Consider the following 15368-nt stretch of genomic DNA (forward strand, 5'->3'; position numbering starts at 1 on the left):
CTCTTTTTTTTACACGATATTGAAAAGCTTTTCAGAGGGGGATTTCCTCCCGGATTCATGTAAGCGTTGTATTTGACCAATATGTTCATTGGTGTATGAACTGGATGTTTCAGGAGGGCGCCGAATTCAATTCTGTGAAGGGGGTGAGCGGCCGCTAAGCTAGGAACCCGTGATGGCATCCGTAACCTGAATCAGGAATCATGAATCGTTTTCTAAATGAAGAAAAGGGGATGTTCCAAAATGAAAAAAACATCAAAGCCCAAACTATCGCTGCTGATGGTGCTGGGACTGTCGTTTACCATGGTGATGAGCGCCTGCGGAAGCAGCAAGGATGCAGGTCCTTCGACAGAACCTGCTGGTACAGCGTCTAACAACGGAAGTTCGACAACGACGGCAACCGAGCCTGCGGCCACACCGGGTTCGCCGCTGGAGGAGGCGCTTCAGGGCAAATATAAAGGCACCAAAGTGACGATGTTCGGGCCGTTTGTAGATGCGGACCTGAAGAAATTCGAATCCAGCATCAAAGACTTTGAGGATAAAACGGGCATCGATATTCAATATGAAGGCTCCAAGGAGTTCGAGGCGACCATCAACGTCCGCGTGGACGGCGGCAACGCGCCGGATATCGCCGACTTCCCGCAGCCAGGCCTGCTGGCCTCGATCGCCAAGACCGGCAAAGTGGTGGATCTGACCAAAGTTCTGGACCAGGAGAAGCTGAAGAAAAACTACAATCAAAGCTGGCTCGACATGGGGACGATGGACGGCAAGGACGGCAAAATTATGGCCGGCATCTGGAACCGCAGCAACGTGAAGAGCTTGGTCTGGTATCCGAAAAAGCAGTTTGAGGAAGCCGGCTACAAAGTTCCGGAAACTTGGGACGAAATGATGGCTCTGACCGAGCAGATCGCCAAGGACGGAGACCCGGCATGGACGATCGGCATCGAGAGCGGCGCGGCTACCGGCTGGCCGGGTACCGACTGGATCGAAAACATAATGCTGCGTACGACAACACCTGAAAACTACGACAAATGGGTCAAAGGCGAGCTGCCTTTCACCTCGCCTGAAGTGAAAAACGCGTTTGAGCTCATGTCCAAAATCTGGATGAACAAGGACTATGTGTATGGCGGCACCAAATCGATCGTGACGACCGCTTTCGGCGATGCGCCGAAACCGATGTTCGAGAATCCTCCGAAAGCCTGGTTCAACCTGACAGGCAACTTTATTACCAGCTTCTTCCCTGAAACGGCTAAGGTCGACCAGGACTACGACTGGTTCTACCTGCCGCCGATCGATTCGAAATACGGCAAACCGGTGCTTGTGGCCGGAGACATCTATGCCATGTTCAACGACCGTCCGGAAGTCCGCGCGGTGATGGAGTTCTTCACGACCGGCGAATCGATCAAGTCGTGGGTGCAGTCCGGCGGCGTGATCGCTCCGATGAACGACGCTTCGCTCGACTGGTACACCTCCGAGTCCGACCGCCGCATGGCGAAGCTGGTCCAGGATGCGACGACCCTCCGCTTTGACGGTTCCGACCTGATGCCGGGCAAAGTGGGCGCCGGCACATTCTGGAAGGGCATGACCGACTATGTCAGCGGCACCGCGACGCTGGATGAGGCGCTGAAGCAAATTCAGGCCGGCTGGAACAATTAACCGCAGCCGCTTAGCTTTTTGGCAGCGGTGAGGCAGGGATGGGGCAACGAAAGAGGCTGATCGGGTTTAGCGATCCGTCGGCCTCTCTTTTTCCTCCCCGCGTTTGATCAACCCATGAAGTCGTCTGTTTAGGAGGATACCTATGAATACGCAAACGAAACCGGGATTCAGCATCAAGGCACTGCTCATCTTTATGGGCGTCCTGATCGCCAATATCGCCGTCAACGGCGTGATCTTCGTCTTTTTCCGGGATTCGTCCCTGAACCCGCTGCTTACCGCAGTGCTGGCCGTTCTATGGGGCGTTCTGGGCGTTTACTTGATTTACTATACGTTTACCTGGGCGGTGGAGAAGTTTCCCGACCGGATCAGCCGCAGAGTGCTCCCGTATGTGTTTATCGGACCGGCGGTTCTGGTGCTGGGCTGGCTGCTCGTGCTGCCGGCGCTGCGTACGCTGTACCTGAGCTTTTTCAATGCGTCTTCTGATAAGTTCGTCGGTCTGGGCAACTATATCGCCATTTTCAGCGACCGGCTGCTCGCAACCGCGCTGCGCAACAACCTGCTGTGGGTTTTCGTCGGAACACTGGCGTGTGTCGCCTTTGGGCTGCTGATTGCCATTCTTGCAGACCGGAGCAGTTATGAGCGGATCGCAAAATCGATCATTTTCATGCCGATGGCCATTTCCTTCGTGGCGGCCGGCGTCATCTGGAAGTTTGTGTACTATTACCAGCCGGGAGACGAGCAGATCGGCCTCCTGAACGCCATCGTCATGGCGCTCGGCGGTGAGCCCCAGGCTTGGGTCAGCATGCTCCAGCCGTGGAACAATTTCTTCCTGATCATCATCCTGATCTGGATGCAGACGGGCTTCGCCATGGTCATCTTCTCGGCGGCCATCAAGGGCGTGCCGGACGATATTCTGGAAGCTTCCCGCGTCGACGGTGCTGGCGAAATCCGCATTTTCTTCCGCATCATCATTCCGTTTATCTCGACGACGATTCTGACCGTTACGACGACGATCATCGTGTTCACCCTGAAAATTTTCGATGTGGTCATGGTCATGACGGGCGGACAGTACGGCACGGAAGTGGTGGCGACCCAGTTCTACCGGCAGTTCTTCATGTACCGGAACTTCGGCTACGGCTCAACGCTGGCCATCGTGCTCCTGATCGCCGTCCTGCCGGTCATCATCATCAATTTGCGCCAGTTCCGCAAGCAGGGGGGATTCTGACATGGCAGGCAAAAAGAAAAGAAGAAGCAAAAAGTGGATCGTCAACATCGTGCTCGGTATCATCTGTTTCGTATGGCTGCTGCCGACGCTGGGGCTGCTGATTTCGTCCTTCCGTCCGGCTGCGGATATTTTGGAGACCGGATGGTGGAAGGTGTTCCCTCACCAGGAATGGAAAACGAAGGACACGATCCAGCTGTCCAAGGATGTCGACCTGCGCGGGCCGATCGAAGTGAACGGCCAGACGTATACGGACGACCAGCTCAAGAGCGGCGTCATGCAGGACGGGAAGCGGCTGACCTGGGAAAACCGCCGCGCACGCGAAATCAGCGTGCAGGATCAGGGCTGGGTCGGCTCGTCCAAACTGACGCTCGATAACTATAAAAACGTGATCACAGGCAAGGAATATACGATCAAAAATGCCGACGGCAGCGAGTCGAAGGAGAAGGGAACCGGCTTATCCCAGGCGTTCTGGAATACGCTGACGATTGCGGTACCAGCGACGGTTATTCCGGTCCTGATCGCTTCCTTCGCCGCCTACGCCTTCGCCTGGCTGCGGTTCCCGGGACGCAAGACGCTGTTCGTCGTCATTATCGCGATGCTGGTCATTCCGATTCAGGTGGCGCTGATCCCCGTGCTGAAGGATTATACTTCGCTCGGCCTGAACGGCAGCTACCTCGGGATCTGGCTGGCGCATACGGCGTTCGGCTTGCCGCTGGTTACGTACTTTATGTACAACTTCATCAGCCAGCTGCCAAAGGACTTGTTCGAATCGGCCTTTATGGACGGGGCTACCCACTTCACCATTTTTAGCCGGCTGATCCTGCCCTTGTCGGTCCCGGCGCTTGCTTCCATCGGCATCTTCCAGTTTCTGTGGGTATGGAACGACTATCTCGTCTCGCTGATCTTTATCGGCAACCAGCCGGAAGTGCAGGTCATGTCGATGAAAATCGCCGATCTGGTCGGCTCCCGCGGGAACGACTGGCACCTGCTGACGTCCGCCGCCTTCATCTCAATGCTGATGCCGCTTGCGATCTTCTTCCTGCTCCAGAAGTACTTCGTCAGAGGACTGATGGGCGGATCGGTGAAAGGTTAACGGTACCTCCGGGTAACATGAACATATAATGAAGCCCTTGCGGCGTAAGGAGCTGAAGTCGAAGATGAGGATGGAAACGTATGTGAGGCCGCAGCCGCTGTACCCTTACGAGGCATGGAGTCTGTCCGAGGAAACGTATGACGAGGCAAACAACCAGCGCAGCGAAAGCCTGTTTGCCATTGGCAACGGATATATCGGCATGCGCGGCAATTTCGAGGAAGGTTTTTACGGCATGTTGGGCACCTCCGTCACCGGCAACTATCTGAACGGGTTCTATGACTCCGAGCCGATCGTGTATCCCGAAGGGGCGTACGGGTATCCGGAGCGGAATCACGCGATGCTGAACGTGACCAACGCGCAGCGGGTGGAGCTGCGGATCGAGGGCCAGCTGTTCCACCTGAACAGCGGCGTCGTCCACGACTACCGGCGGGAGCTGGACATGAAAAAGGGGATGCTGACGCGCGAGATCGACTGGGAAGCACCCGGCGGCCAGCGTGCCCGGATCCGCATCCGCCGGTTCGCCGCCCTCCAGCACAAGCATTTGGCGGCGATCCATTATGAAGTCACCGCCCTTAATTTCAGCGGGGCTATCAGCCTGACCTCCGCGCTGGACGGTAAGATCGCATCGCAGAACAACAACGGCGATCCACGTCTGGGCGCCGCCAAGGCTGAGCCCAGCTTGCTGCTCGAAGATACGGGCCGTGACGAAGAACTGTCCTGGATGAGACAGCGTACACGGCATTCGGGATTCGTGCTCCTGACGGCCATGAGCCATGATCTGCAGACGAATCAGCCCTCCCAGACTTCGGCGTGGTCGGAGAACGAGTATGCGGCATCCGAATTTACCGTATCACTCCGGCAGGGGGAGAGCGCAGCCCTCACCAAATACGTCACGTACCATACGTCCAAGGATTATGCCGAAGGGGAGCTGATTGTCCGTGCTGAAGAGGTTCAGCGGATGGCCCGGCAGTCGGGGTTTGAGGTGCTTGCCCAAGAACAGCAGTCTTTTCTCGAACAGTTCTGGAGAACCGCCGATGTGGAAATCGCCGGCGACCCTGCACTGCAGCAGGGCATCCGCTTCAATGCATTTCAGCTGCTGCAGTCCGTCGGCCGGGACGGCGTGACCAACATCGGCGCCAAGGGTCTCACAGGTGAAGGATATGAGGGCCATTACTTCTGGGATACGGAAATGTACATGCTGCCGTTCTTCACCTATACCCGGCCGGATATTGCCAGGGCGCTGCTGCATTTCCGCTACGCCACGCTGGACAAAGCCCGCGAACGGGCCCGGGTCATGTCGCAGAAGGGAGCTTTGTTCCCTTGGCGGACCATCGACGGGGAAGAGAACTCGTCCTATTATCCCGCCGGGACGGCCCAGGCCCACATCAACGCGGACATTGCCTACGGGATCAAGCAGTATGTGTCCGCCACCGGAGATTCCGATTTCCTGCTGAATGAGGGCGCCGAAATATTGTTTGAGACGTCGAGGTTCTGGGTGGACCTCGGGCATTTCAATCCGGCCCGCGACGGAAAGTTCTGTATCGACGGCGTGACCGGACCTGACGAGTATACGGCCATCGTCAACAATAACGCCTATACGAACCTTATGGTGCAGGATCAGCTGCGCTACGCGGTGCAGGTGGCCGGCTGGCTGGCGGAATCACATCCGGCGGAAGATCAGCGTCTGCGGACGGCGATCGGCCTGACGGACGAGGAAATCGCGTTTTGGGGCAGGGCCGCGGAGAACATGTTCGTGCCGTATGATGCCGAGCTCGGCATCTATGCGCAGGACGATACGTTCCTGACGAAGGCCAAATGGGATTTTCAGAACACGCCGGCCGACAAGTACCCGCTGCTTCTGCATTTTCATCCGCTCGTCATCTACCGCCACCAGGTGCTGAAGCAGGCCGATCTGGTGCTGGCGCTGTTCCTGCTCGGCGAACGGTTCACGATGGAGGAGAAAATCCGGAACTACCGCTACTATGAGCCTTTGACGACGCATGATTCCTCACTGTCGCCGTGCATTCACAGCATCGTCTCGGCCGAGATCGGTGAACTCGAAGAAGCGTATGCTTATTTCGACCGGACGGTGCGCATGGATTTGGACGACATCAACCGGAATGCCAAGGACGGGCTGCATACGGCGGCCATGGCCGGGTCCTGGATGTCCATCGTATATGGGTTTGCAGGCATGCGCTTGGTAGACGGCATGCTGGAATTTGCGCCGGCGCTGCCGGGGCAGTGGGACAGCTACCGCTTCCGGGTCATGAACCGGGGCCGGCTCCTGGAGGTGCTTGTCGACGCCAAGGGAACGGTATACGGACTTCTGGAGGGTGATCCGCTGCAGATCCGCCACAAGGGGGAAGAGCTGACCCTTGAGGCAGGGAAGACGGTCAGAAGGTAACGAAACACGGCGGAGTTTTAGAACGAGAGACACTGGGGAATCACCCGGCAGGTTCGTCCCGGAACTCCGCTTTTCAACTTTATAAAAAAAGTTTGGCGAAACGCTTGACGATGATAATGGATCCATGGTAAGATCTATCTTGTCGCTAAGAAAAAAACATTTCGAACGTGACCAACTGAATATGCGGTCGTGGCGGAATTGGCAGACGCGCACGGTTCAGGTCCGTGTGGGCTAACCCCCCGTGGAGGTTCGAGTCCTCTCGACCGCATCGTTGATAGGATCATGCGATTGCTGAAAGGCAATGCATGATCCTATTTTTATGTTTATTTACGCCGATAGGCGTTTTTTTTATGCTCTTCAGGCTTGTGATTACAGACTGGAGCCGGGTGCTCTTGGATCAGGGCACCCGGCCTAACTGCTCCCGAAGCCGCGTGATGTCGCTGATCGGCGGAAGGCCGAAAAGCCGGGCGTATTCGCGGCTGAATTGGGACGGACTTTCGTAACCGACTCGAAAAGCAACATCCGCTGCATCGGCAGATTCGGATAACAAGAGACGGCGGGCCTCCTGCAGCCGCAGCTGCTTTTGGTACTGCAGCGGGCTCATGGCCGTGACCTCCTTAAAGTGACGGTGCAGGGAGGAGGGGGCCATATGGGCAGCGGCCGCCAGCTCATCGATTCGGAGCGGCTCCATGTACTCCCGCTTCAGCTGCTCTACCACTACGGCAATCCGGTTCGAGCTGCTTCCCCTCAAGGCCATTTGCCTTAATACGTTTCCTTGCTCTCCCTGCAAAACCCGATATAAGATCTCACGAACGATGAGCGGTGCCAGTATCGGTATATCCTCCGGGTTATCGAGCAGGCGTGTAAGCCTGACAGCCGCGTCCAGCAGAGGAGCAGTCGATTGTTCCACGAATAACCCCCGTTTCGAACGGAGCTTCTTCCGGGATACCGGATTCGCCTCGTTTACTAAGTCCAACGCATCTTTTAGGTTAAGTTTAAGCCTGAAGCACAAATAAGGCATATCCGGCGTTGCTTCAATAATCTGGGCGGAGACGGGCAAATCCAGGGAGATGACCAGATAGCTGGACGGCCCATACGTAAAGCTCTCATCTGCGAGCATGACCACCTTCGAACCTTGGGAGACGATACACAACTCCGGTTCATGGACCGAAAACGAAGGGAACGTCGTTTTCGAACTGCGAATCAGAGAAAGTGAAGGAATGAGCGTCTCGTGAATGCCGTCTCCGTCCGTATGTTTTTCCATCAATAGGGACAATTCCTTCTGATACGAAACCAAGGAATTGGCGTGGTTGGATAAATCCCGCATGGATTGTTTTCCCCTCCTTATCTATGTCCCATTATAAGCCCTGTTGGACCCAGCGATGAATCGTTTTGAGAGAATCAGGCAATCATTTGCGATTTTTAGACTACCTCTGCTTTTTTCGGCTGGTTCATAATCAGGTTGAAAGAAAGGAGAGGAAGAGTAATGGATAAGCGCATTTTCATTCTGGCGCTGGCTGCCTTTACAGTAGGCTCCGTTGAACTGGTCATTGCCGGGATTTTGGATATGATCGCCCGGGATCTGCGCGTTTCCGTCGGTGTGGCCGGCCAACTGGTTTCGGTGTATTCTCTGGTTTTCGCCTTAGGATCCCCCGTCTTGATCGCTTTAACTACGAAGGTTGAGCGCCGAAGGCTGCTGGTCATCGCCATGCTGGTGTTTACGGCTGGAAATATCATGTCTATGTTAAGTCCGAATTTTACGATGCTGCTGCTGTCCAGGGTTATTCTGGCGGCAAGCTGCTCCATTGTTGTCGTTCTGTCGATCACCCTGGCTTCGGGGATTGTGACACCTGAAGCAAAAGGGCGTGCGATTGGAATGATCTTTATGGGGATCAGCGGCTCCCTCGTGCTCGGCGTTCCGCTGGGGACGTTGATCGGCGAGGCTTGGGGCTGGCGGGCAACCTTTGCTTTTATTGGCGTACTTTCGTTCATTGTGACGATATGCATCATGAAATTTCTGCCCCAAGCGGCGTCTCCGCCTAAGCTTCCGATGCGGGAACAGCTGCGTACGTTGGGAAATTCTAAAATTGTGTTCGCCCATCTCGTCTCCATTCTGCAAATGACGGGCCAGTTTACGATCTATGCCTATATCACGCCGTTTTTACAGACCATGTTGAACCTGTCTCCCGGTCAAATCAGCTTCGTCTTGCTGGTTTATGGGCTCGCCGGCATTGCAGGGGGGTGGATTGGAGGGTGGGCGGCCGACCGCTTTGGGGCAGCCCGGACAATGCTCGTCACGCTGCTGCTCCACGCCGTGGCGATCCTGCTTCTGCCCTGGGCAGCTGCCTCCATGCTGCGCTTGCTGCCCGTCGTCATCGTCTGGTGTGCGTTTAACATGGCGCCAAGTCCGGCTATTCAAAGCTATTTGGTGCGGCTTGCACCAAAGTCGGCGGACATCCAGCTCTCCCTAAATACCTCCTCGCTGCATCTCGGCGTAGCTGCGGGATCTGCCATCGGCGGCGTGGTGATCAGCCGTTATGAGGTAACGGCCAATGCCTGGATCGGAGGTCTGATTGTTATCCTGGCTATTGTTTCGGCCATCGTTACCCTGTACAGAGGCAGGGTGATTCATAGTAAAGGAGATAACTCCCTTCAGGATAGCCCCTCCTGAGAAAGCCGTCTCTGCCATGTAAAAGGTAACCCTAGTGAACCGCCCATCCGATAACCGGATGGGCGGTTTTTGGCATTCTATTTCTCCTGCTCCTGGATCACCTGCTCGATCCCGAGCAGAATCAGCTTCAGTCCGAACTCGAACGCCTTGTCTGTCCCCATCAGCTCGAACAGCCCGTTCTTGAACATCCTCCGGAACAGTCCGGCATCCGTCTCGCTCATGGAGTCCAGAAGGCGAATCATTTCCTCACCTGGAAGCGCTCCTTCTCCGTGCTCCTTAACAATCGCGGAGACGTTGCGCTGGTGCTCATAATCGTCCAGAACAAAGTTGAAAATATAATTCATCAGCGTAAGAACCACTTGCATTTTCTGCTCCTGCTCGAGCGGCGTCGATTCCACGCAGAGCAGCATCCGGTTGGTGAACCGGATGATGTCCGGTTCGTGGGGCAGCGTCAACATCATGAGCTGCGTGGAGCAGGGATACCGGCCGAGCACGCTTCGCACCGTTACCGCCAGCTCCTTCAGCTGCTCCTTCCAGTCCCCCTCGGCATGATACTCCTCCAGAATGATTTTCGATACCTGGTTGGCCAGACGCTGGTAGAGATTTTGTTTGCTCTTGAAGTACCAGTATATCGAGGGAGCCTGAATCCCCAGCCGGTCGGCCAATCGTCTCATGCTGAACTTTTCGATACCTTCCTCGCCAAGAAGCTCCCACGAGGCTTCCAAAATCCGATCCTCCGAAATCTGAGGCTGCTGTTTTTTCATCGGGAATCCATCCTTTTACCTAACAGTGTAAGTTTATGCTTTACATGTTCATAAGACCATGATATCATCTAACACTGTAAGGTTCAAACTAACACTGTAAGATGACATCTGCACTGTTAGACGGTTGACCTAAAACAATAAAGAAAGCAGGGACCCGCATGGATACAGAAAATCTTTATTACTTTGAAAAGGCACCGGTTGCCAAAGCCGTAGCTCATTTCGCTGTACCGATGATGCTGGGCACGTCAATGAGTGTCATCTATTCCATATTGAATGCCTATTTCCTGGGCACACTCCACAATACGGCGATGTTAACCGCTCTCGCGTTAACCTTGCCGTTGTTCGCCATTATTATGGCACTGGGCAACTTGATTGGCATCGGGGGCGGTACCTTCATTTCCCGTTTGCTGGGAGAGAAAAAATTGGATGATGTCAAGCATGTGTCCTCATTCGCTTTTTACAGCAGTTTAGTTATTGGTCTTATCGTGATGGCCGTAGGTATCCCGCTGATTGATCCCATTGTCCATGGATTGGGGGCAACGCCCGACTCCTTCGGCTTTACGAAGGACTATGTGACGATGATGCTTATTGGTTCACCATTCGTCATCTTATTTTTCACACTGGAAAATATCGTACGCTCGGAGGGTGCGGCAATGACGTCGATGATGGGTATGATTCTGAGTGTTGCCGTGAATATTATTCTCGATGCACTGGTCATCTTCGCTTTTCATTGGGGCGTGATCGGCGTTGCGTCTGCTACGGTCATTTCCAACTTGGTCGCCAGCGTATTCTACGCCTACCATATGGGATATAAGAGCTCATTTTTAACCATTTCCGTTAAATGGTTTAAGGCGTCCAAAGAGATTTTGAGCAATGTCATCAAAATTGGAGTTCCCGTCTTTATTATGAGTATCTTTTTAGGGGCCATGTCGCTCATCTTTAATCGTTTTCTTGTAGAATATGGAGATCCGGCCGTTGCAGCTTACGGAATTTCATCGCGTTTATTGCAGTTTCCCGAGTTTATTCTGATGGGTTTATGTGAGGGAGTCGTGCCATTGATTGCCTTCTCTTTTACAGCGAATAAATTGCGTATGAAGCAAACGATCGGATTTACGATCAAAACGATTGTAGCGTTAGCCGTCGCGTTCGGCATCATCGTTTATTTGATTTCCGACCACTTGATTGGTTTATTTACGAATGACCCGCAATTAATCGAAATGGGCAGCTATATCCTGCATGTGACGTTCTTATCCTTGTTCATTACAGGCATGACCACGTTGTTTACGGGGATCTTCCAAGCGACCGCACAAGGAACCGCTGCGTTTATTATGTCAATTATTCAAGGCGTTACTCTGATTCCTGTACTCTATATCGCCAATCGAATGAACGGCTTTCACGGGGTAGTTTGGTCGCTCGTCATCGCGGATGCCGTCGCGTTCCTGGTTGGGGCAATTATGCTGTATGCTTTGCGGAACAAATTGCAGCCCGATATGGAGAGTTTAGTACAGTAGAAAACATAGGGTTACCGTTCGTTGAGGAGATTACATTTTACGAAGGAAAAAAGGGAAGAGAGGCTTACCACGAATATGAGGCCGATGCTCTTTTACTGCTATGATTGAGATATGTAGACATCTGTCGTTCTTAAACACAAAAAAGCTGCGGTCAACAACCCCGCAACTATTGATTATATGAAGGATCGAGACGACAGGATTTGAACCTGCGACCTCTTGCTCCCGAAGCAAGCGCTCTACCAAGCTGAGCCACGTCTCGTTAAGAGAAAGCTTATACTATAAAATTTACTCCGATTTTACATTTTGTAAAGGGGGTAAAAGAAAAATTCACAATTCGTTTAACGATGGGGCAAAATGATCCTGTGCTGCCAGCAAATGAAAAGACCGGGGGAATCGCGAAGATTCCTTCCGGTCTTGTTTGGTTTCTAAAGCGTAAGTTTTATTTGCCTGCAGCATCGGCCGGCTTGGACGGCTTTGCCGAATCATTCGCAGGGGTGGTATTGCCTGGCTTGCTGCCCGCTGGTGTATTGCCAGCCTGGGTACCTGTTGGAGTGCTGCTAGCTTTGGCATCCGCCGGTTTGGTCCCATCTGTCTTGGCATCAGCGGGTTTCGTGCCGCTCGTTTGATCATCTGCCGGGGAAGTTCCTGCTCCGGATCCGGCCGGAGGAGAAGTCGCCTCCGTGTTAGCATCCGCATTCGAATCCGTATTCGCATCCGTGTTCGCATGCTCCTTCTCCTGATCCTTCCACTCCGGCAGCGCCGCCACATAAGCATCCGACATGCTGATCAGCTTGTGCGCCCGCTCGTACGTTTCCTTCGAATCCAGCGGCTTGGTGACCTTGCCTCCGTTCAGCGGATAGGTCACCCCGTCGGCGTAACCGGAGCCCGGTACAAACGCTCCCTTAGCCGAAATAAACGAGCCTGACGGGAGATAATACCGCTGCGACAGCACGGGGCTGTTCTGGTTGAGCAGATCCTGGCCGAAGTGCACCTGGTTCTTCAGCGAGACGCCGATCAGATTGGCCAGCGTCGGGAAAATATCCGACTGCCCGCCGACCTGCTCCAGCGTCTGGGCTTTTTGGTTCGGCACAGAGAGGACGAGCGGGATGTTCATCATATCGGGGAGGGTGTACTCCCGTCCGTAAATTTCCTTCATCAGCTTTTTCTCTTTGTTATTGAGTGAATATATCGGAAGTCCCTGATGATCACCGTACAGGACGATGACGCTGTTGTCCCAGACGCCGTTTTTCTTCAGCTCGTCCACGAACTGGCCGAGGGCGTAGTCGGCATAGTTCTGGGACTGGATATAATCCCCGACAAGGGTTCCCTTATAACGGTCGGGAAGCTCCATCTTGAACTTGCGCTCCGGGATGCGGAACGGGTGATGGCCCGACATGGAAATGACCTGCACGTAGAACGGCTTGCCGGTTCCCTGCATCCGTGCCAGCTCGTCGGCCGTCTTGGCATATAGCAGCTCGTCCGATGAGCCGAACGAAACGAGGTCATTTTTGCCGAAAAACTTGTCGTCGTAATATTTTTCCCATCCAAGCGCTTTATACAGCTGATCCCGGTTCCAGAACACGACGCTGTTCGTATGGAACGTCGCCGTCTGATAGCCGCTCGCGGCAAACGCTTTGGGGGCGCTCGGCAGCGCCTTGTCCGCATACACCTCGGAAGCAGCCCCGTTGGACGGAACGTAGAGGGAAGTGTTCACGACGAATTCGGCATCCGCCGTGTTTCCCTGACCGACCTGCTGGAAGAAATGCGGGAAATACATATGATCTTTGACCAGCTTGTTCATGTTCGGGGTAATTTCCTTGCCGTCGATCTTCAGGTTGACAAGGAAATTCTGGAACGCTTCGAGCTGAATGACGATGACGTTTTTGCCCTTGGCGGCACCCCAGTATGCCGGCTGCGCCGGCTCGGTCGTTCCTTTCACCTGGGCAACCGCCTCAGGCGTGACCGACTTGGCGTCGACCTTGATGTTCTTGGAAGGGGCAAAGCCGACATACGCTTCGTAGTTGAGAATCCCCATATCCCGGGCCTGCTGGAATTCGTTCATCCCGCTCCGGAACGGATAAATGCACGCGGCACAGGCGATCAGTGCCAGGACGGCTCCCCCCGCAAACCACGGGCGGCCCGTTCGGACGGACAACCTGCGGCCAAAGGCGCGGAACGGCCGGCTGGAACAGATAAGGATGAACAGCACGACGATATCGGTGAAAATGAACAAGTAATACGGATCCATGAGCGAAAAGACGCTGCTGTTGACCTCGGATACCTGGTTTACTTGGCGCAGCTCATGATAAGTAACGATAACTCCGAAATACTTATAGTACATAATGACGGCAAAATAAATAATGGTCAGAACCAGGTCCACAATCAGGTAGGTGACCAGCTTCTTGCGGTAGGCCAGCGTTTCAATCAGGCAGAAGAGCAGCCAAACGGGCGGTATGCCCGTCAGCAGCATCATGCCGAAGCCTCCGGCATTTTCCCTGAACACGACCGTCCAGACCAAAAGCATTTTTAAAATCATGACAATGGAGAAGAAGATAAAAGGTTTACCTATCAGCGCTCTCCATGAAAAACGGTTATGCAAAATCAATCGACGCCCCTTTCGTAATTTCCACACAGATCGCTAAGCCCATCCAAGGGCGTATAGGAATCAGCAGCGTACGGTCTGTCATCCGCAGGCTGTCCTGCCAGCGGGCCGCCCGCGTTCCCTCTTCAGCATCATAGATTACCCCTTATCAAAAACGCCATCAGGCCACAGCAAACACAAGGCTTGGACACCTGTGCTAAGCCGGGCCATACGCGGGACAATGAAGTTAATAGTAACTATTACACTATTGCAATTTAAGCACAGGGCCCAGGGAATTGCAAGATTCGCCCGGGATGCGAAAGAGGGGGTGGACCCGGCTGGGCATAGCCTCCCGAACCGGGCTGATGATTGATGAAGAAGGATGTCATCACTCTATTATATATAGGAAGAGACAGGATCATTCCATCGGGGAGAAGGGGAGATGACTGTGTGGAAAAAGGCGGCGGTTCCCGTTACTTCGTCAATCCGGCATGAATCGTATCGAGGTTCCATTTCATCATGGCGAGGTAGCTGTCTCCCTCTTCCCCGGGCTTGCCGGTGGAATCGGTGAACACCTTGCCGAATATCCGAACCCCGGTCTCCTTGGAGACGCTCTCCATACTGCGCGGATCCACGCTGGTCTCCACAAACAACGCAGGCACCTGCTCCGCCTTCACGATATCGATAATCCGCTTCATCTGCTCAGGGGTGCCTTGGTTCTCCGTATTGATCTCCCAAATGTATTGGGCCTTCAGCCCGTAAGCCGCGGAAAAATATTTAAAAGCCCCTTCACTTGTAACGAGAATCCGGCGTTCCTCCGGGATGTCGGCAAAGCGTGTCACGGCATCATCGTGCAGCTTCTTCAATTCCTCGATATAGTTCCCGGCATTCTTCTCATAATATTCACGGTTGGCCGGGTCTGCTTTCGTCAGCGCCGCAAGGGCGTTCTCCGCATAGCGGATCCCGTTCTCAATGCTCAGCCAGGCATGCGGATCCTGCTCGGATTCCTTGCCGGCGGAGGTCAGGTACATCGGCTCCACGCCTTCGCTCAGTGCATAGACAGGGGCGTCTTCCCCGGCTTTTCCCGACGTCTCCAGCAGTTTGGCGAACCAGCCGTTCCCCGTCTCCAGATTAAGCCCGTTATAGAAAATGACATCGGCATCGCTGGCATGCTTGAGATCCGCAGGCAGCGGATCATATTCATGGGGGTCCGTGCCGACCGGCACGATCGAATACAGCTCTACGCGGTCCCCAGCAACCTGCTTCACGATATCGTACAGGATCGAATACGTGGTCAGCACGACCGGCTTCTCCCCGGAAGAGCCGGCTTTATTCCCGGTTTGACCGGAGCAGCCGGCGGCAAGTGCCAGGACCAGCATAAGTACGGCTCCGAGCCAAACCTTCCTTTTATGTTTCATACAGATCCCCTCCTATTTAAAAAGAATCATTGCGGCGCGAACCCTGCT

The 15368-nt window shown here is 54.2% G+C and carries 10 protein-coding genes and 2 tRNA genes; 7 read left to right on the forward strand and 5 right to left on the reverse strand.

Features of this window, described 5'->3' with window-relative positions; all coding sequences use genetic code 11:
• Window positions 1-240: 240 nt before the first annotated feature.
• The 5 genes from BCV73_RS03355 to BCV73_RS03375 all read left to right on the forward strand — a co-directional run bounded on the left by BCV73_RS03355 (window position 241) and on the right by BCV73_RS03375 (window position 6643).
• A complete protein-coding gene (locus tag BCV73_RS03355) occupies window positions 241-1653 on the forward strand; it encodes an ABC transporter substrate-binding protein (protein WP_089546001.1) in 1413 nt (470 codons plus the stop codon).
• 142 nt (window positions 1654-1795) lie between these two features.
• A complete protein-coding gene (locus BCV73_RS03360) occupies window positions 1796-2878 on the forward strand; it encodes a carbohydrate ABC transporter permease (RefSeq protein WP_089546002.1) in 1083 nt (360 codons plus the stop codon).
• Between the two features lies 1 nt (window position 2879).
• Window positions 2880-3971: a carbohydrate ABC transporter permease gene (locus tag BCV73_RS03365; protein ID WP_089546004.1), complete on the forward strand. Its 1092-nt coding sequence runs from the start codon at window positions 2880-2882 to the stop codon at window positions 3969-3971.
• 64 nt (window positions 3972-4035) lie between these two features.
• Window positions 4036-6375, forward strand: coding sequence for a glycoside hydrolase family 65 protein (locus BCV73_RS03370; RefSeq protein ID WP_089546005.1), 2340 nt, complete (start codon window positions 4036-4038; stop codon window positions 6373-6375).
• A gap of 183 nt (window positions 6376-6558) precedes the next feature.
• Window positions 6559-6643, forward strand: a tRNA-Leu gene (locus tag BCV73_RS03375).
• Window positions 6644-6772: 129 nt separating this feature from the next.
• Here the strand turns inward: BCV73_RS03375 and BCV73_RS03380 are convergent.
• Window positions 6773-7702, reverse strand: coding sequence for an AraC family transcriptional regulator (locus tag BCV73_RS03380; RefSeq protein ID WP_089546007.1), 930 nt, complete (start codon window positions 7700-7702; stop codon window positions 6773-6775).
• A gap of 159 nt (window positions 7703-7861) precedes the next feature.
• Between BCV73_RS03380 and BCV73_RS03385 the strand changes: the two genes are divergently transcribed.
• Complete coding sequence (locus tag BCV73_RS03385; protein WP_089546009.1) at window positions 7862-9046, forward strand: MFS transporter; 1185 nt, start codon at window positions 7862-7864, stop codon at window positions 9044-9046.
• Window positions 9047-9123: 77 nt separating this feature from the next.
• Here the strand turns inward: BCV73_RS03385 and BCV73_RS03390 are convergent, their stop codons facing one another.
• Window positions 9124-9810 (reverse strand): TetR/AcrR family transcriptional regulator, encoded by a 687-nt coding sequence (locus tag BCV73_RS03390; protein WP_089546011.1) that lies wholly within the window; start codon window positions 9808-9810, stop codon window positions 9124-9126.
• 158 nt (window positions 9811-9968) lie between these two features.
• On the opposite strand from BCV73_RS03390, the gene BCV73_RS03395 reads away from it, so the two are divergent.
• Window positions 9969-11321, forward strand: coding sequence for an MATE family efflux transporter (locus BCV73_RS03395; RefSeq protein ID WP_089546012.1), 1353 nt, complete (start codon window positions 9969-9971; stop codon window positions 11319-11321).
• A gap of 185 nt (window positions 11322-11506) precedes the next feature.
• Here the strand turns inward: BCV73_RS03395 and BCV73_RS03400 are convergent.
• From BCV73_RS03400 to BCV73_RS03410, 3 genes are all read right to left on the reverse strand, one after another.
• Window positions 11507-11580, reverse strand: a tRNA-Pro gene (locus BCV73_RS03400).
• A 180-nt stretch (window positions 11581-11760) separates the two neighbouring features.
• Window positions 11761-13857, reverse strand: coding sequence for a sulfatase-like hydrolase/transferase (locus BCV73_RS03405; RefSeq protein ID WP_089550079.1), 2097 nt, complete (start codon window positions 13855-13857; stop codon window positions 11761-11763).
• A 518-nt stretch (window positions 13858-14375) separates the two neighbouring features.
• Window positions 14376-15320, reverse strand: a complete 945-nt coding sequence (locus tag BCV73_RS03410; RefSeq protein ID WP_089546013.1) for a metal ABC transporter substrate-binding protein — start codon at window positions 15318-15320, stop codon at window positions 14376-14378.
• Window positions 15321-15368 lie beyond the last annotated feature (48 nt).

Source organism: Paenibacillus sp. SSG-1 (genome assembly GCF_002224835.1).
GTDB lineage: Bacteria > Bacillota > Bacilli > Paenibacillales > Paenibacillaceae > Paenibacillus_AQ > Paenibacillus_AQ favisporus.